The 16,426-nt window shown below is 68.2% G+C and carries 16 protein-coding genes; 5 read left to right on the plus strand and 11 right to left on the minus strand.

Annotated features, from left to right (window positions below; all coding sequences use genetic code 11):
• Positions 1–573: 573 nt before the first annotated feature.
• A complete protein-coding gene (locus tag OMW55_RS07415; RefSeq protein WP_264882062.1) occupies positions 574–1,005 on the minus strand; it encodes a CBS domain-containing protein in 432 nt (143 codons plus the stop codon).
• Between the two features lie 65 nt (positions 1,006–1,070).
• On the opposite strand from OMW55_RS07415, the gene OMW55_RS07420 reads away from it, so the two are divergent.
• Together OMW55_RS07420 and OMW55_RS07425 are read left to right on the plus strand one after the other, a co-directional pair.
• Positions 1,071–1,367 carry a hypothetical protein gene (locus tag OMW55_RS07420; protein WP_264882064.1) on the plus strand — a complete coding sequence of 99 codons (297 nt, stop codon included), beginning with the start codon at positions 1,071–1,073 and terminating at the stop codon, positions 1,365–1,367.
• Positions 1,364–1,735: an acyl-CoA thioesterase gene (locus tag OMW55_RS07425; RefSeq protein ID WP_264882065.1), complete on the plus strand. Its 372-nt coding sequence runs from the start codon at positions 1,364–1,366 to the stop codon at positions 1,733–1,735. Before OMW55_RS07420 ends, OMW55_RS07425 begins: the two co-directional genes overlap by 4 nt.
• On the opposite strand, the gene OMW55_RS07430 is transcribed toward OMW55_RS07425, so the two are convergent.
• The 6 genes from OMW55_RS07430 to hisS all read right to left on the minus strand — a co-directional run bounded on the left by OMW55_RS07430 (position 1,732) and on the right by hisS (position 8,955).
• Positions 1,732–3,243 (minus strand): DUF4139 domain-containing protein, encoded by a 1,512-nt coding sequence (locus OMW55_RS07430; RefSeq protein WP_264882066.1) that lies wholly within the window; start codon positions 3,241–3,243, stop codon positions 1,732–1,734. The genes OMW55_RS07425 and OMW55_RS07430 overlap by 4 nt on opposite strands.
• Before the next feature lie 11 nt (positions 3,244–3,254).
• Positions 3,255–4,655, minus strand: coding sequence for a DUF4139 domain-containing protein (locus OMW55_RS07435; protein ID WP_264882067.1), 1,401 nt, complete (start codon positions 4,653–4,655; stop codon positions 3,255–3,257).
• 175 nt (positions 4,656–4,830) lie between these two features.
• Positions 4,831–5,547, minus strand: coding sequence for a DUF4167 domain-containing protein (locus tag OMW55_RS07440; RefSeq protein WP_319950662.1), 717 nt, complete (start codon positions 5,545–5,547; stop codon positions 4,831–4,833).
• Between the two features lie 254 nt (positions 5,548–5,801).
• Positions 5,802–6,635, minus strand: a complete 834-nt coding sequence (prmC, locus tag OMW55_RS07445; protein ID WP_264882070.1) for a peptide chain release factor N(5)-glutamine methyltransferase — start codon at positions 6,633–6,635, stop codon at positions 5,802–5,804.
• Positions 6,632–7,708, minus strand: coding sequence for a peptide chain release factor 1 (gene prfA, locus OMW55_RS07450; protein WP_407822126.1), 1,077 nt, complete (start codon positions 7,706–7,708; stop codon positions 6,632–6,634). The genes prmC and prfA overlap by 4 nt, the downstream gene beginning before the upstream one ends.
• Positions 7,708–8,955 carry a histidine--tRNA ligase gene (gene hisS / locus OMW55_RS07455; RefSeq protein WP_264882071.1) on the minus strand — a complete coding sequence of 416 codons (1,248 nt, stop codon included), beginning with the start codon at positions 8,953–8,955 and terminating at the stop codon, positions 7,708–7,710. Before hisS ends, prfA begins: the two co-directional genes overlap by 1 nt.
• Positions 8,956–9,011: 56 nt before the next feature.
• Here hisS and OMW55_RS07460 point away from each other — a divergent pair, with 56 nt between their 5' ends.
• From OMW55_RS07460 to OMW55_RS07470, 3 genes are all read left to right on the plus strand, one after another.
• Positions 9,012–10,940: a M61 family metallopeptidase gene (locus OMW55_RS07460; protein ID WP_264882073.1), complete on the plus strand. Its 1,929-nt coding sequence runs from the start codon at positions 9,012–9,014 to the stop codon at positions 10,938–10,940.
• Complete coding sequence (gene ppa, locus OMW55_RS07465) at positions 10,937–11,473, plus strand: inorganic diphosphatase (RefSeq protein ID WP_264882075.1); 537 nt, start codon at positions 10,937–10,939, stop codon at positions 11,471–11,473. The genes OMW55_RS07460 and ppa overlap by 4 nt, the downstream gene beginning before the upstream one ends.
• Before the next feature lie 254 nt (positions 11,474–11,727).
• The gene (locus OMW55_RS07470) at positions 11,728–13,302 is read left to right on the plus strand and encodes an amidase (RefSeq protein WP_264882077.1); all 1,575 of its coding nucleotides are present in this window, start codon (positions 11,728–11,730) and stop codon (positions 13,300–13,302) included.
• Here the strand turns inward: OMW55_RS07470 and OMW55_RS07475 are convergent.
• The 4 genes from OMW55_RS07475 to ispG are packed head-to-tail and all read right to left on the minus strand — an operon-like array spanning position 13,292 to position 16,238.
• Complete coding sequence (locus OMW55_RS07475) at positions 13,292–13,606, minus strand: DMT family transporter (protein WP_264882079.1); 315 nt, start codon at positions 13,604–13,606, stop codon at positions 13,292–13,294. The two genes, OMW55_RS07470 and OMW55_RS07475, sit on opposite strands and share 11 nt — an antisense overlap.
• Complete coding sequence (locus OMW55_RS07480; protein ID WP_264882081.1) at positions 13,606–14,520, minus strand: DMT family transporter; 915 nt, start codon at positions 14,518–14,520, stop codon at positions 13,606–13,608. Before OMW55_RS07480 ends, OMW55_RS07475 begins: the two co-directional genes overlap by 1 nt.
• A 26-nt stretch (positions 14,521–14,546) precedes the next feature.
• Positions 14,547–15,065: a retropepsin-like aspartic protease family protein gene (locus OMW55_RS07485; protein ID WP_264882083.1), complete on the minus strand. Its 519-nt coding sequence runs from the start codon at positions 15,063–15,065 to the stop codon at positions 14,547–14,549.
• A 45-nt stretch (positions 15,066–15,110) separates the two neighbouring features.
• Positions 15,111–16,238: a flavodoxin-dependent (E)-4-hydroxy-3-methylbut-2-enyl-diphosphate synthase gene (ispG, locus tag OMW55_RS07490; RefSeq protein WP_264883960.1), complete on the minus strand. Its 1,128-nt coding sequence runs from the start codon at positions 16,236–16,238 to the stop codon at positions 15,111–15,113.
• Positions 16,239–16,426: the final 188 nt, after the last annotated feature.

A 16,426-nucleotide genomic window follows, 5' to 3' on the forward strand; every position in this document is an offset into this window, starting at 1 on the left:
AATTTGACCGATCACCCGAAGCCCAGAGGCCCTCGGAAACCGGGCCGCCGCCCACATGTCCCTTCATCTCAACCGACAATGTCAAAGAGCCAACGCGTTCCTCATCCCGGTCCTTGTGGTTCCGGGCGCCGGTAAATCCGACTGAGAGAGACGCGAAGCGAAGACCGACCCCGGTGAGGCCGTCCCCGCTGCTGTGATTGGGCATATATGGTGGGCCGTTCCGCCCGTCAACGCCTTTTTTCAGATTTGTTTCTGAAGGTCGGCGTTGGTTCCAAATGCCCGCTTGGACAACCTCAAGGAGGCGGTCCTCACAGCAGCCCGTACAACCTGCCCTGACCTCCTCTCGGAGACTGCAAGCCGTTGCCGCGAAACTGCGTTTCGTGGCCCGACTTACCAGCTGGCTGTTCGGAGCTTCCGGATGCTTTGCGCTAGGCCGCTGCGTCCGTCGCTGAGGGCCATTTAGTCGGGCTGGAGATTCCCGCAAGCCCCCAAATGCATGTTTTTGCTTGGGTCCTCGCGTACGCGCGTGGATCCTTATTAGGGCTGGTCTTGTGCTAATCTGCGGCTGAACCTTCAGGCGCCCTGAATGTACGCGCGCATCGCCTCGGCCTCGGCCTCGATCCGCTCCACCCGGTACTTCACCAGATCGCCGATCGACACGATGCCGAGCAGCGAATCGTCCCTGGTGATCGGAAGGTGCCGGATGCGCCGGTTGGTCATCAGCGCCAGGGCGCCCAGCACGGGCGTGTCTGCTGCTGCCGTCACCACCTCGCTGGTCATTGCCGTTTCAACGCTGCGGTCAACGGTCTCGCCGCCATGCTCCGCGAGGCACTGTACGAGGTCGCGTTCCGACACGATCCCGACGACCGAGCCACCATCCACCACCACCAAGGCACCGATTCGCAACCGGGTGAGCTCGGCGGCGGCCTGCCGGAGGCTGGCATCACGCCCGATTGTCGCGACCTCGCTGCCCTTGCTCTTCAGCACCGCGGCGATGTCGTTCATGGCGACCTCCTGAAGCTCGAATGACTTGAACGTCTCACTTCCCCGGCACAAAGGGAAGCCTCGCGATGCCCCGACCAGACCCCTTGCCCAGCCCCCGCGCATCGGCGTGGATGCGCTTCCGCCGGATCATGCGCTGGATGAGCCTGGTTGCGATCCTCGCGGCGGCGGCGGCGGTCTACTTCGTCATGCGGGGTGAGCCGGACATCAAGATCCACATGCTGATCGCCACCGCGCTTGGCGCCGGCCTCAGCGTGCTGCTCGGCACTGCGCTCATGACCCTGGCCTTCGTCAGCTCGGGCAGCGGCCACGACGAGCAGGCCCATCGCAGCGGCGACCAACTCCAGCCACGAGAGCCCGAATGACCAATCGTATCCCCATTCTCCGGGTGACCCCCGGTCCCAGCGACATCAACGCCAACGGTCACATCTTCGGTGGCTGGGTGCTGGCGCAGATGGACATCGCCGCCGGCATCGTCGCTGGTCGCCGCGCCGACGGCTCGGTCGCGACCGTTGCCATCGAGCGGATGGAGTTCATCGCCCCGATCGAGCTTCGGGACCTGATCAGCGTTTACGCCGACGTCGAGCGGGTCGGTCGCACGAGCCTTGGCATCCGCATCGAGGTGGTAGCCGAGCGCGACCGCGGTCAGACGATGGTCAAGGTGACGGAAGGGCTATTCACCTTTGTCGCGCTGGACGACCAGCACCGCCCGCGCCTGGTCGACCGGACCTAGTCGCGATCCGTGTAGCGGTAAGGCAGCGTGGCGTGACCATTGGCGGGAACGGTGACCAGCCATAATGGTGCGCCGTTGCGCCGGCCAAGGTTGGTGGCACCAGTGATGCGGCCATCGCCGCTCAGCTCGACTTCCAGCCGAACCGGCACCGTGCGGTCGTTGGTGACGGTCAGCACGCGCCCGTGCTTGACGCCATCGGACGGTTCGAGCCGCCACCGCACGCCCGGTGCCTGCGCCAACCGGATTTCCACGTCCTCGCCGACAGCCAGGTCGTCGATCTGTCCTTCGCCGATCAGGAGCGGGCGTTCCCGACCTTCCCGGAAGATCAGCACGCCGCCGGCCGGCAGCGGTAGTCCCAATCCTTCGCGCTCCCGGTTGCGGGAAGTCAGCACGAGCTGCGCCGCGCCTTGCTCGTTGTCGTTGCCGGCGTAGAGGCGCACGCGATAGATTGGTGCGACCTGAACGCTTGGTCGCTCGAGCAGCGCCACCTGCTTTTGGCTGCGGGCGGCCACCGTCACCGGAATCGGAATACGATAGAGCTGGAGATCGCCCAACCGCTCGCGCTCCGCCATTACCTTGGCGCCCGTGACCACGATGTCCTCGCCCCCGCGCTCGGCCATCGGTGCTGGCGGCGGAGGAGGCGGCGGCGGCGGCGCCAAGGGTGACGGCGGCTCCTCTTGCGGGATGTCACTCGTGGTTCCGCTTGGCCAGCAGCGCAGGCTTAGCGGCCGCGCCTCCTGCCGGATCGGCTGTGCATCGCCGCGGTTGAGCTTGCCGGCCACCGCCTGGGTGTCGGCGTTGGCGAATCCGGTCTCGTCCCCATTGGCGAGCGTCAACCAAGCCGCCAGCCTGAGCCTGCGCTCATCGGCCGAGAGGGTGGCGACGTAATCGGCCTGCCAGTCGAAGCCGGTCGCCAGGTAGGACAGGGTCACCGTGGCGCTGAGCGGCTGCGCGCTGCGGACGCGGACGGACAGGGTCGGCTTGGCCGACAGCCCGGCGGGCACGCGATTGTAGACTGGCGTTTCGGCCAGCCCCGTGCAGCGCAGCGCCTCGACCCCGGCCGCGGTCTGCAGCACGGCCGCCCCGTCGCTGCCGGAACGGATCACCGCCTGCTCCTCGCGCACCTGGCCGGACGCCCGGCTGGTCCGCCGGATCGACACACGCTGGCCAAGGCTGCGGTCGAGCAAGGTCCCGGGTGAGAGCAGAAGTGCGTCCTGGTTGCGCTCCACGACGCCATTGGGAAAGCCGGTGACGATCGTGCTCTGCGGCAGGATGCCGCCGGCTACGCCTTCGAAGCGCAGCTCCGACTCGCCAGCCGGCAGCGCCACCCGACGGGTTTCGCTGATCAGCGCGTAGCCGTTCAGCCATCGGAGGTTTGGCCGGTCGGTGCCGCGGTTCAGGTCGCGATAGACAGTCACCGCCACCCGCTCCGGCGCGGGCGAGGTCACCGCCGGCTGGGCGACGGCTGGCGCGGCGGTGACCAGCAGCAGGAAAAAGAGAGCGCGCACCGCGCGGCTCGTCAGAAGCGGGTGTCGAAGGTGGCGGTGACCGTCGCCTCGCCGTTAGCCGGCACCGCGACCCGCCAGACCGCCTCGTCGGCCGAGCGTCGCTCGCTCTTCTGGCTCTCGGCGGTGATCCGGGTATCGCCCCACAGGCCGCTCTGGAGCAGGTCCACCGTAACTGGCTGTGGCGACGCGTTGGTAAGCCGATAACGCATCGCTGTGCGCCAGCGGGTGCCGCCTGAATCGACTCGCGTGCGCTGCTCTACCGTCGGCTGGACCTTGACGTCGAACGCCTGGCCGATAGTCAGGCCGACGTCGGAGCCCATCGGCGTGTGACCGATCTCCGACTCGCCGACGAATTGCGGATTGCCGCGGCTGTCACGCTGATAGACCCGCACCGTACCTGCGGGCAGCGCATCGCCCAAACCTTGTTGCCGCCCGGTCGAGAAGCGCAGGACGCTGTTGACGCTCTGCGGCTGTTCGGCCGTCGCAAGCCAGCCGTTGCGATACTCGTACGCGCGTGCGGCGGGCGCGCCGCTGACGTCCAGGAAGCTGACCTGTTTCTGCTGCTTCTGCGCGATGGTGGTGCGTTCAGGCAGCGGGTAGAGGTAGAAGTCGCCTAGCCGTTCCCGGCCGGCCGTCTCCGTCCCGGCGCGGCGCATGGGTGGCGGCGGTGGCGGCGGGTAGTAGCCGCCTCGGTCGCTCGTGGTCCGGGCCGCACCGGCAACCAGCACCGTGTTGGCGCTTCGATAGGTGGTGCCGCTCTCGTTCGCCAGCGTTATCCAGCCCTGCACGTCCATCCGCCCGGCGCGCTCATCGAACAACGCGACATAGTCGGCCGACCAGCTGAGGCCAGGCGTGAGATAAGTCAGCGTGACAGGCTGGCGACCTCCGCGCGGCGCCTCCAGGGTCACGGAGAGGGTCGGTCGCGGCCGCAGCCCTTCCGGCACCTTGTCGAAGATCACCCGCACCGGCAGCCCGTCGTCGCGCAGCACCTCGATCCGGTCGCCGATCTGCAACACCACGCCGCCGTTCGCCGCCAGCACCCGCGCCCGCTCACGGGTCTCGGCACCGTTGGCGGGGTTGATGCGGACCAGCGTGATCGTCTCCCCAACAGCCTTTTGCATCAGCGCCGAGGGCGACAACAGGTCATAATCGAAGTTCTGCTCGACGATGCCCAGGCCGTTGCCGGTCAGCGTGACGGTCTCTGGCCGGATCCGCGCCGATACATCCGGGAACTCCTGCCGGGAGCGGCCGCCCGGCAGGCTAAGCTCGCGCCGATCCTGCACCAGCGCTTGGTCGTTGTTGTAGATGGTGACTGCCACGTCACCCTGCGCGCTGGCATCCGGCGGCGGCACGGTCTGCGCCGGAAGAGATGCGGCGGAGACCGCCAAAGCGATACCGAGAGAAAGGCGCATGCAAGCTCCCCAGGAGGTAATCGTGGGCAAGCTGTTACAATGTTACATGGCTGTCAACGGTTCGTTGCCGCGATGCCGCGTTCGCTGTTGCACGCCCGCATCAGTGCCGCCCTAGGCAACGAAAACGGGCCGGACTGTCTGGTCCGACCCGTTGTTCTGGTCGCCGAAGCGCCGCTCAGGCGGCCGGAGCGATCTCGCCTTCGCCTTCGACGGCGCGGGGCCGACGGGTGCGGCGGCGCGGGCGGGGCGCCTCCTCGTCGCCGTTGTCGCTCAGTTCCGGCTCGCTGCTCACGCCAATGGCCGGCGGCAGGATGTCCTGCGCAATGCGCGGTGCCTCGGCGGCATTGTCCTGCTCGGCGGCACTGTCCCGGCCATCGCCATTGAAGCGCTCGCGCCGGGGCCGACGTTCGTCGCGCGCAAAGCGCTCGCGCCGCTCGCCGCCTTCACCCTCGCCACGCTCCTGCCGCTCAGCGCGCTCCGGGCGCTCCGGGCGTTCGGAACGTTCCGGACGCTCGACGCGCTCCGGCCGATCGCGACGACGGTCCTGACGCTGCGGGCGGGCCTCGGCCTGCTCCTCGTCGCCCTCCTGGCCCTCGCCGTCATAATCCAGCTCGTCGCCGTCCTCGTCCTCGTCGCGCCCCTGCCGCTGCTCCTCGAAGCGGGGCCGGGTCTCGGCCAGCACGCGGAAATAATGGTCGGCGAACTGCAGGTAATATTCCGTCTGCACCCGGTCGCCGGCGAGCTGCGCATCCCGCGCCAGGCTCTTGTACTTCTCCAGCAGCTGGGCCGCATTGCCGCGCTGGCGATTATCGCGCGCGTTGCCACCGCCGCCCATACCTTGCGGGCGTGGGCCACCACGGCCGCGACGGCGGCCGTTCTGACGATTGTTCATCAAATCCTTGTTCCTTGTCGCACTGGCGCCTGTTCTCCACAGCGCGTGACAACCGACCCTTCCGATCACGCGGCAGCCACACGACGCCGGATTAAAGCGCCGTGGTGCCCCTAGTCGTCATGCTTGGCGTCCGTGGAGGCACCGTCACGACCGATGTCATCGGGGGGTAGCAAAGGGAGCGTCGGGCTCTCACAAGCGCGGTGCGCGGCCCCCTGCTGATCCTTGATGTAAGGCCTCGGCCGCGCTTTTCCAAGCTAATTGTGATTCACCTGGATCAGTAGGGCTCGCGGCCGGTCGTTGAGATCGTGCGCCAAAGCCGGTTCCAACCCTTCCGCGCGGAAGATGGCGGCGGCGCTACCCCCCTGGTCCGCGCCAATCTCGATCGCGGCGAGCCCCCCGGGACACAATAGTCGCCCGATCTGCGGCGCGATCCGGCGATAGTCGTCCAGTCCCTGCGGCCCGGCGAACAGCGCCTCGGCCGGCTCATGCTCCGCGACCCCTGGGCCCAACGCGGCTTCGGTCGCGACATAGGGCGGATTGCACAAGATCAGGTCGAAGCACTCCTGGATACCGACGGCCCAGTCGCCCAGCCGCCACTCGGTACGCTCGTCCAGCCTCAGCCGTCTGGCATTGGCGGCGGCATAGGACAGGGCCCGGCGGCTCGCGTCTACTCCCAGTCCTGTCGCCTCGGGCCACAGGTCCAGTGCCGCCAGCAGCAGCGTTCCCGGCCCAGTGCCCAGGTCCAGGATCCGGCGCGGCGGTGCCCGCCCTTCGAAGTGTTCCAGCGCCGCGGCGATCAGCGTTTCGCTGTCCGGGCGGGGGATCAGCACGCCGGGGCCGACGTGCAGCTCCACGTTCCAGAAGGCTCGTCGGCCGGTGATGTAAGCGACCGGCTCCCCGCCCCGGCGACGCTCCACCATGCTCCAGAAGCGCTCGGGTACCGGCCGGTCGGGCGGGTCGAGCAGCAGCCGGTCGCGTTCGATGCCGAGCGCTTCGGCCATCAGCAGCTCGGCATCCAAGCGAGCCGTATCGCTGCCTGGTGCCAGCGTCCGGGCAGCGTCGGCGAGCGCCCGGTGCAGTGCCTTCACGCCTCCTCCAGCCCCGCCAGCCGCTGCGCCTCGTCCTCGGCGATCAGTGCGTCGGTCAGGTCTCTCAGGCCCGGCCCTTCCAGGATTTCGGGCAGCTTGTGCAAGGTCAGGTTGATGCGGTGATCCGTCACCCGCCCCTGCGGAAAGTTGTAGGTGCGGATACGCTCGGAGCGGTCGCCGGAGCCGACCATGCTGCGGCGCGCGCCGGCCCGTTCATTCGCCAGCCGCTCGCGCTCCAACTCGAACAAGCGGGTGCGGAGCACCTTGAGCGCCTTGGCCTTGTTCTTGTGCTGGCTCTTCTCGTCCTGCTGGATGACCACCAGCCCGGTGGGCAGGTGGGTGATCCGAACTGCGCTGTCCGTGGTGTTGACCGACTGGCCGCCGGGCCCCGACGAGCGATAGACGTCGATCCTGAGGTCCTTGTCGTCAATCTGCACATCGACCTCTTCCGCTTCGGGCAGCACCGCCACCGTCGCCGCAGAGGTATGGATCCGCCCGCCGCTCTCGGTCGCCGGCACCCGTTGCACCCGGTGGACGCCGCTTTCGAACTTCAGCCGGGCGAACACGCCCGCGCCGTTGATCGAAGCGACCGCTTCCTTGTAGCCGCCGACCTCGCTGGCCGAACCGCTGATCAGCTCGAACTTCCAGCCCTGTTCGTCGGCGAAGCGCTGGTACATGCGCAGGAGGTCGCCGGCGAACAGCGCCGCCTCGTCCCCACCAGTGCCGGCGCGCACTTCCAGCATCGCCGCCCGCTCGTCGGCGGAATCCTTAGGCAGCAGCTGCACGGCCAGCGCCCGCTCCGCCTCGGGCAGCCGATCCTCGATCAGCTGCAGCTCCTCTGCCGCCATGGCGCGCAGCTCCTCGTCGCCGTCGCGAGTCATCGCGGCCAGGCTCTCACGCTCAGCCCGTAGGCGGCGGACCTCGCGCGCCGCCGCGGCGACGGGCTCGACCTGCGCGTATTCCTTGCTCAGGCGCACGAACTCGTCCGGCGGCAGGGTGCCGGCCGCCATCGCCTCCGACAGTTCCTGCTTCTTCGCCTCGATCTGCGCAATGCGCTCCGAACTGATCTGCATCAGGCGGTCACCGCGGTGTCGATCAGGTCCAAAGCCACCGCGCGCTGCTCGCCCGTCGCCAGGTCCTTCACCTGCGCCGTGCCGCTCTCCACCTCCGCGTCGCCCAAGATCACCGCGTAAGCGGCACCCGCCGCAGCCGCCCGGGCCATCCGCTTCTTCATGTTGCCGCGGAACGCCATGTCGGCAGCGATGCCTGCACGGCGCAGGTCGGCGAGCAGCCTCACCGCCGCCGCTTCGCCGGCCGCACCCATCGGCACCAGCACCGCGGCCGGCTTCTCAGGCGCCGGCGCGTCGATCATCATCGACAGGCGCTCGATTCCAGCCGCCCAGCCGATCGCCGGCGTGTGCGGTCCGCCCAATGCCTCGATCAGCCCATCGTAGCGGCCGCCGGCCAGCACGGTGCCCTGTGCACCCAGCCGATCGGTCATGAACTCGAACGCCGTGTGGCGGTAGTAATCGAGCCCGCGTACCAGCCGCGGCGCTCGTTCCCAGGTCACGCCGGCGGCATCGAGCCCCGCAGTAACGGCGGCGAAGAAGTCCGCGGCCTCCGGCGTCAGAAAGTCGTCGATCGGCGGCGCAGCGTCGACCACTGGCCAATCCACGTGCGCCTTGGAATCGAGGATGCGCAGCGGATTGCGCTCCAGCCGGTCGCGGCTCTCCTCGCTGAGGTCCGCGGCAGCCGCACGGAAGTGCTCATACAAAGCGTCCCGCCAGCGGCCCCGCGTCTCCGGATCCCCCAACGTGTTCAGCTTCAGCACCGCGCCGTCGCCGATCCCCAGCTCCTTCAGCAGCTGGTCGGCAAACAACAGCACTTCGACGTCCGCCTGCGGCTCGGCCGCGCCGAGAATCTCGGCATCAAGCTGGTGAAACTGCCGGAAGCGGCCCTTCTGCGGGCGCTCGTAACGGAAGGCGGGGCCATGCGTCGCGACCTTGAGCGGCGCATACTGCTGCCACCCCTCGCTCAGGAAGGCCCGCGCGATCCCGGCCGTGAACTCGGGCCGCAGCGTGATGCTGTCCCCGCCCCGGTCCTCGAAGCTGTACATCTCCTTGGAGACCACGTCCGTGGTCTCGCCCAGCGAGCGGGCGAACACCGCCGTGGGCTCCAGCACCGGCACTTCGACCCGCCTGAATCCGAACAGCCGGCGCACCCGCTCGAAGGCGGACACGACCGCATGGAAGCGCTCGGCCTCGTCGCCAAGCAGCGATTGGGTGCCGCGAACGGGCTGGGGAATGTTGATCTGGGCCATTGGAAAGTCGTCGGTGCCACTAGCGGCCCTCATCCGGATTGGCTAGGCGCGCCCTTATGCGCAAACTCCCGCTCGCCGCGCTCTGCTTCGCGGCTCCCCTGGCCCTCGCCGCTGCGTCGCCAGTTCCGCCCCAGAACAGCCGTCCGCAGCCGGTTCCGATCGTGGACATGATCCCCGCCGCGCGCGACGTGCCCTATCCGGGCACGCTGCAGCTGACCGTCGACGCCACCGACACGGCGCGCGGCATCTTCCGCGTCCGCGAGCGGGTGCCCGTGACACAGGCCGGCGACCTCGTCCTGCTCTATCCCGAGTGGCTGCCCGGCAACCATTCCGACAGCGGTCAGATCAACAAGGTTGCCGGCTTCCGCCCGACCGCCAATGGTCAGCTGCTCAAGTGGCGCCGGGATCCGGTCGACGTCTATGCCTTCCACATTGACGTGCCGCAGGGCGTGCAGGCCGTCGACGTAGAATTCCAGTACGTCTCGCCGACCGACGGCAGCCAGGGCCGGATCGTCATGACCCCGGACATGGCGAGCATCCAGTGGATCGCCAATTCGCTCTACCCCGCCGGCTACTTCGTCCGCCAGATCCCGATCCAGGCTTCGGTCATCGTTCCGGCAGGCTGGCAGGTCGGCACCGCACTACGGCCGCAGGCGCAGACCGGAAACCGGATCGACTATCCGGTCACGAGCTACGAGATCCTGATGGACTCGCCGCTGATCGCCGGGCGCAACTACCGCAACATTCCGCTGACCCCGCGGGTCAGCATCGACGTGATCGGTGACACGCCGGCCGACCTCGCCGCCACGCCGGAGCAGGTCGCCGCGCACAAGCGGCTGGTCGATCAGGCGGTGAAGCTGTTCGGCGCCCAGCATTACGATCACTACAACTTCCTGCTGACGATCTCAGACAATCTCGGTGGATCGGGGCTCGAGCATCATCGCAGCTCGGAGGATGGCGTTCGGCGCGGCTATTTTACCGAATGGGACAGCGTGCTGCGCGAGCGCAACTTGCTGCCGCACGAATATGCGCACAGCTGGGACGGCAAGTACCGTCGCGGCGCGGACCTGTGGACGCCCGACTACAAGACTCCCATGCGCGGCTCGCTGCTGTGGGTCTATGAGGGCATGACCCAGTTCTGGGGCTATGTGCTCGGCGCCCGCTCCGGCATGCTGTCCAAGCAGGACACGCTGGACGCGCTCGCCGCCACGGCCGCGGCTTATTCCGAAGGCACGCCGGGGCGCAGCTGGCGGCCGCTGGTCGACACCACTAACGATCCCGCCATCGCCAAGCGTGCGCCGCAGCCGTGGCGCAGCTGGCAGCGGAGCGAGGACTATTACTCCGAAGGCCAGCTGATCTGGACCGATGTGGACCGGATCATCCGCACCCGCTCGGGCGGTCGGCGCTCGATCGACGATTTTGCCCGCGCTTTCTTCGGCGGGCGCGATGGCGACTATGGCGAGGTGACCTACGACCTCGATGAAGTCGTCGCGACGCTGAACCGCGTACAGCCTTATGACTGGCGCACCTACCTGACCACCAAGGTCTACGAGGTCGCCGCCACCCCGCCGCTCGAGGGCCTGACCCAGGGCGGCTACAACCTCGTCTACACCGACCAGCCGACCAAGTGGATCAAGTCGGGCGAGGCGCGCAGCAAAACGACCGATCTCAGCTACTCGGGCGGCCTGTCGCTCAGCGGCGACGGCCGGATCTCCGGGGTGATCTGGAACAGCCCGGCGTTCAACGCCGGCCTCGCGGTCGGCGACACGATCCAGGCGGTCAACGGGCGTAGCTATAGTGGCGATGCCCTGAAGACGGCCATCACCACCGCTAAGGGCACCTCCGTGCCGATCGAACTGGCGGTTAAGAGCGGCGATGAACTGCGCACCGTCCGGCTGGATTGGCACGGCGGCCTCCGCTACCCGCGCCTGGTCAAGGCCGGCCGCGGCAAGGGCACTCTCGATCAACTTTTGGAAGCACGATGAACCTCGATCTCGTACCTGCGGGAAACAACCCGCCCGAATCCATCAACGTCGTCATCGAGGTGCCGGTCGGCGGCGAGCCGGTGAAGTATGAGCTGGACAAGAAGTCTGGCGCGATCTTCGTCGACCGCATCCTGCACACCGCCATGCGCTATCCGGCGAACTACGGCTTCGTGCCGCATACGCTGGGCGACGACGGCGATCCGCTCGATTGCTTGGTCGTGGCCCGCTCGCCCTTTTTCCCGGGTTCGGTGGTCCGCGCGCGGCCCATTGCCGTCCTGTTCCTGGAGGACGAGGCGGGGGGCGACGAGAAGCTGCTCGCGGTGCCGGAGACCAAGACCTCGCCTTACTACGAAGGCGTCGAGGAGCGGGCTGACTTGCCGTCGATCGTGATGGAGCAGATCGGCCACTTCTTCACGCACTACAAGGACCTGGAGCCCGAGAAGTGGACCCGTGTCGGCCGCTGGGGCAGCCGTGAAGAAGCCATGGAAGTGATCCGCGCGGGTCTGAAGCGGGCGGCTGACGCCGAATTCTAGACTTCGGCCCGTGATCCGGCGGCGGGCGCCGCGCCTTGCCGGCGCGTTGTCGAGCGACCGGTCCGCGGCTGACACCACCGGCTCCTGACAGTCGGGTGTTCAGCAGCTCACCAATGGCGAGGTGGCAACAGCAGCCGCTGCCGACACCCGGTCGTGCCGTGGGCGGCCTGCCGCCGCGGCCAAGTCTCTTGCGGCGCTGTGAACAAGCTGGAACAGTGACTGGCAGAAGCCTGATATCTCTGGAGGATCGACCGTTGCGTCTCATCCCGCTTGCCGCCGTTCTGCTCATGTCCACCGCCACGGCCGCCCTTGCCCAGCCGGCCTCGCCGCCGATCTCCGAGCCGCCCTACGCGGCCTTGGTGCCGCCGAGCCCGCCGGGACAGCAGGGGCGAGCGGAGCGCAATGTGCTCGCAGCACAGGAGCGGATCGCTCGCATCGATCCCCAGCTCGGCTCCGTGATCGCACTCGACCCCACCGCCATCGCCCAGGCCCAACGTGTCGACCGCGCAGGACCACGCGGGCCGCTCGCCGGCCTACCGGTGCTGATCAAGGACAATATCGAAAGCGCCGGGCCGCTGCCGACCACCGCGGGCAGCCTGGCCCTAGCCGGAAACGTGACTGGCCGCGACGCTCCGCTTGTCGCGCGGATGAAGGCGGCGGGGCTGGTCGTGGTCGGCAAGACCAACCTGTCCGAATGGGCCAACATCCGCTCGTCCCATTCCATCTCGGGCTGGAGCGCGGTCGGGGGCCAGACCCGCAACCCGTTCGCGCTCGACCGCAACCCGTGCGGCAGCTCCAGCGGCAGCGGGGCGGCGGTCGCGGCCGGCCTGACCCGCATGGCCATCGGTACGGAGACGGACGGCTCCATTACCTGCCCGGCGGCAATCAACGGCATTGTCGGGCTGAAACCCACGGTCGGCCTGGTCAGCCGGACCCACATCATCCCGATAAGCGAAAGCCAGGACACTGCCGGGCCGATGACCGCCAGTGTGCGCGAAGCGGCCCTGCTGCTGACGGTGATCGCCGGCAGCGATCCCGCCGACCGCGCGACCCGCGAAGCCGATGCCCGCAAGCGCGACTATGCCGCGAACCTCCGCGCCGACGCCCTCCGTGGCCAGCGCATCGGCGTGATGCGCTTCGCTTCGGGCTTCGGCACGGACGAGCCATTCGAGGCGGCGCTGCGGACGCTCAAGGCGCAGGGCGCGACCTTGGTCGAGATCAAGAAGTTCGACGAAGGCCAGATGGGCGTCAACGAGTTTCAGGTGCTGCTGACGGAGCTCAAGGCGGGCCTCAACGATTACCTCAAGGGCAGCCCGGCCAACATCCCCGTCCGCTCGCTGGCCGACGTGATCGCGTTCAACAATGCCCAGGCCGCGCGCGAGATGCCGCTGTTCGGGCAGAAGACCTTCCTCCAGGCCGAGAAGACCAAGGGCCTGAGCGATCCCGCCTACCGCAAGGCCCGCGCGGCAAGCTTCCAGGCCGCGGGTCCGAACGGCATCGATCGCCTGCTCAAGCAATATGGTGTGGTGGCGCTGGTCGGGCCGACCATGCCGCCAACGTGGAAGATCGACGCCGTCAACGGGGACCAGATCAGCGGCGGCGGCGCCGGCAGCCTGGCCGCGGTCTCCGGCTATCCGCACCTCACCGTGCCGATGGGCTTCGTGAAGGGGCTGCCGGTCGGCCTGAGCTTCATCGGCCCGAAGTGGAGCGAGGAGCGGCTGCTCGGCCTCGGCTTCGCCTATGAACAGGCCCGCGGGCCGCTGCCCGGCCCCCTGTTCTTCCGCTCGATCGAGGAAAGCCCGGCGATCGCGCCGCTGCTCAAGCGGTAAGCCGCAGTCCGGCGATCGCGGCGACGATCACCAGGATCAGAAGCACCCGGACGGTGGTGGTCGGCTCGGCGAAGAAGGCCATGCCGACCACCACCGTCCCGACCGCGCCGATGCCGCCCCACACGGCATAGGCCGTTCCCATAGGGATGGTCCGAGCCGCATATTCGAGCAGCCCCATCGACAGCGTGACGCTGGCGAGGAAGGCCAACGTCCATGGCCAGTTGCGGAAGCCGTCGACGAACCGCAGCGAGGTGGTGAAGCCGACTTCGAACAGGCCGCCGATGATCAGCAAGAACCACGCCATCAAATCGCTCCCTCGACCATCGGTGACACGTGCCGCGGACGCCGCGCGGCGAGCAGGCAGCCGGCGACGATCAGCACCGCTCCGGCTAGCGTGGTCGGGCGCAGCGCCTCTCCATAGACCGCGGCACCGAGCAGCACCGCCCACAGGAAGGCGCTATATTCAACCGGCACCAGCGCCTGCGCCTCCGACCGGCCATAGGCCCAGCTCAGCAGCCACAGCGAGGAGACGGTCAGGGTGGCAGCCAGCGCCAGCAGTAGCCATTGCGTACCCTCCGGCCAGCCAAGCTGGCCGGGCCACAGCAGCGCTGCCACCGGCAGGAAGGCCAGCAGCCAGGACCCCGAGATCAGCGATTGGAAGAAGCTCACTTCCGCTGGGCTGGCGACCAGCGCCTGCTGCCGCATGAGGATCAGATTCCAGGCATAAAGCATCGCCGAGCCGAGGATGGCGAGCACCCCGTCGAGGTGCCGCTCCCCGCCGCCGTCGCCTAGCCGCGCCGCGAGCAGCACCAGCATGCCGGCGATGCCCAGCAGGGATGCGAATATGCTCTGCCGCGCAATCCGCTCGCCGAGCAGCGCGGCGGCCAGGTAGAGCGCGACCAGCGGCGCGATGAACGACAGCGCAATCGCCTCGGCCATGGGGAGGCGCGCCAGGCCATAGAACCAGGCCACCGCCATGACCGCGCTGACTCCGCCGCGCAGCAGGTGGAAGCGGAAAGCCGGGCGGCTGGGCCAGTTCTCGCGCGACCCGAGGTAGAAGGGTGCGGCGCACAGCACCGCGAACGCCTGTCGCCACAGCATCGCCGAGTAAGCGCCGAGCGCCAGCGCCAGCCCTTTCATCGCCGCGTCCATCCCCGCGAACAGCGCCACGCCGAGGGTGGCGGCGGCGAACGGCAGGAGGTGGATGTGACGGTGCATGCGCCGCGCTTAGCGGGTGAATGGCCTTAGCGCAGCACCATCTGGTCGCGCTCGATCGAGACATTGTCGAAACCGGCCAGGAAGTTCTGCCCCAGCAGCGACTGGTTTCCATCCGCCAGGACCATCGCCGGGATATCGCGGGCCGTGCGGCTGCCCAGCGTCACTTCGCGCAGGACCACCATCATGCCCATCACCGGACCGGAGGCACCCTCGCCGACCACCTCGAATTCATCATCGTTGATCGTCAGTCCGGCTCGCTCCGCATCCTGCCGGGTCAGCGCGATGACCGACGCTCCGGTATCGATCACGAAGCGGACGTTGCCGCCGTTCACGTCCGCGTCGGCATAGAAGTGGCCGTCGCCCTGCCGGGCCAGGCTCATGATGCCGCTGCCGGACAGTTGGCGCGACCCCGGCGTGGACGGCTGCTGCGAGATCGTGAGGTCCGGAGCGGTCGACGGCGGCAATGGCGCCGGCGACTGGCTCGACGGCATGAGCACGCCGATCGTGGTCGCGACCGCGATCAGGACAAGGGCACTGCGCAGCATGGCGACAAGCACCATGTCGCCTAGAGGTGAAGAGAAGGTTAGCCGCTACTCGGCGGCTTCGGGCACCAGCGCCTGCGCCGCCTCGATCTCGGCCGCCTTGGCCTCGACCAGCCGGACGATGTGATCGATCATGCCATCGTCCTGCACGTGGTGATCTGTGACCCCCGACAGGTAGACCATGTGCCGGCCGTTGCCGCCGCCGGTAATGCCGATGTCCGTCTCGCGCGCCTCGCCCGGTCCGTTGACGACGCAGCCGAGGACCGACAGCGACATGGGCGTGCGGATATGCTGCAGCCGTTCCTCCAGCCGCTCCACCGTGCGGATCACGTCGAAGCCCTGACGCGCACAGCTCGGGCAGGAGATCACCCGGACGCCGCGGTTGCGGATGCCAAGCGACTTCAGGATCTCGTAGCCGACCCGCACTTCCTCCTCCGGCTCGGCCGAGAGCGATACGCGAATGGTGTCGCCGATCCCGCTCCACAGCAGCATGCCCAGGCCCACCGAACTCTTCACCGTGCCACCGATCAGCCCGCCCGCTTCGGTGATGCCGAGGTGAAGCGGACAGTCGAGCTCGCCCGCGAGCTGCGTGTAGGCGGCGACCGCCAGGAACACGTCGGACGCCTTCACGCTGATCTTGTATTCGCGAAAGTCATGCTCTTCGAGCAGGCGGACATGGTCCAGCGCGCTTTCAACCAGCGCGTCGGGACAGGGCTCGCCATATTTCTCAAGCAGGTGCTTCTCCAGGCTGCCCGCGTTGACGCCGATGCGGATGGAGCAGCCGTTGGCCTTGGCGGCGCGGACCACCTCGGCGACCCGCTCGGGCGAGCCGATATTGCCGGGGTTGATCCGCAGGCAGGCCGCTCCCGCGTCGGCCGCTTCCAGCGCGCGCTTGTAGTGGAAATGGATGTCGGCGACGATCGGCACCTCGGCTGCGCGCACGATGTCGCGTAGCGCCGCGGTGCTGTCCGCATCCGGGCAAGACACGCGAATGATGTCGACCCCCGCTTCCTCGCAGCGCCGGATCTGGCCGATCGTCGCGTTGGCGTCGGACGTCGGTGTGTTGGTCATCGTCTGAACGGTAATCGGCGCATCGCCGCCGACGGGGACCTTGCCGACCATGATCTGGCGGGACGGGCGGCGGTCGATAGTGCGCCAGGGGCGGATCGCGGACATGGGCGCGATATAGAGGAGGCGGGTGACAGAACCAAGGCGGGCGAGCGGCGGAAAGCCGCCATTGCCGATAGGAGCCCCCTTCATTTTCTGTTATTGCCGCCGCGCAGAGACTCGGGGCCCGACGCAGTGGAAGGATCAGCCGTCCTCAATCGGCAAGGTGCGGTTCGCTCCCGCCGAGCCGGTCTGCG

Source organism: Sphingomonas arvum, from assembly GCF_026013565.1.
In the GTDB taxonomy this organism is placed as follows: domain Bacteria; phylum Pseudomonadota; class Alphaproteobacteria; order Sphingomonadales; family Sphingomonadaceae; genus Sphingomicrobium; species Sphingomicrobium arvum.

What these genes read in the sequence shown, in the direction of transcription:
- OMW55_RS07480 (WP_264882081.1), bottom strand. Translation starts at nt 14,520, where the DNA reads ATGCACCGTCACATCCACCTCCTGCCGTTCGCCGCCGCCACCCTCGGC.
- OMW55_RS07485 (WP_264882083.1), bottom strand. Translation starts at nt 15,065, where the DNA reads ATGCTGCGCAGTGCCCTTGTCCTGATCGCGGTCGCGACCACGATCGGC.
- OMW55_RS07475 (WP_264882079.1), bottom strand. Translation starts at nt 13,606, where the DNA reads ATGGCGTGGTTCTTGCTGATCATCGGCGGCCTGTTCGAAGTCGGCTTC.
- OMW55_RS07425 (WP_264882065.1), top strand. Translation starts at nt 1,364, where the DNA reads ATGACCAATCGTATCCCCATTCTCCGGGTGACCCCCGGTCCCAGCGAC.
- ispG (WP_264883960.1), bottom strand. Translation starts at nt 16,238, where the DNA reads ATGTCCGCGATCCGCCCCTGGCGCACTATCGACCGCCGCCCGTCCCGC.
- OMW55_RS07440 (WP_319950662.1), bottom strand. Translation starts at nt 5,547, where the DNA reads ATGAACAATCGTCAGAACGGCCGCCGTCGCGGCCGTGGTGGCCCACGC.
- OMW55_RS07435 (WP_264882067.1), bottom strand. Translation starts at nt 4,655, where the DNA reads ATGCGCCTTTCTCTCGGTATCGCTTTGGCGGTCTCCGCCGCATCTCTT.
- OMW55_RS07420 (WP_264882064.1), top strand. Translation starts at nt 1,071, where the DNA reads ATGCCCCGACCAGACCCCTTGCCCAGCCCCCGCGCATCGGCGTGGATG.
- OMW55_RS07415 (WP_264882062.1), bottom strand. Translation starts at nt 1,005, where the DNA reads ATGAACGACATCGCCGCGGTGCTGAAGAGCAAGGGCAGCGAGGTCGCG.
- ppa (WP_264882075.1), top strand. Translation starts at nt 10,937, where the DNA reads ATGAACCTCGATCTCGTACCTGCGGGAAACAACCCGCCCGAATCCATC.
- hisS (WP_264882071.1), bottom strand. Translation starts at nt 8,955, where the DNA reads ATGGCCCAGATCAACATTCCCCAGCCCGTTCGCGGCACCCAATCGCTG.
- OMW55_RS07460 (WP_264882073.1), top strand. Translation starts at nt 9,012, where the DNA reads ATGCGCAAACTCCCGCTCGCCGCGCTCTGCTTCGCGGCTCCCCTGGCC.
- prfA (WP_407822126.1), bottom strand. Translation starts at nt 7,708, where the DNA reads ATGCAGATCAGTTCGGAGCGCATTGCGCAGATCGAGGCGAAGAAGCAG.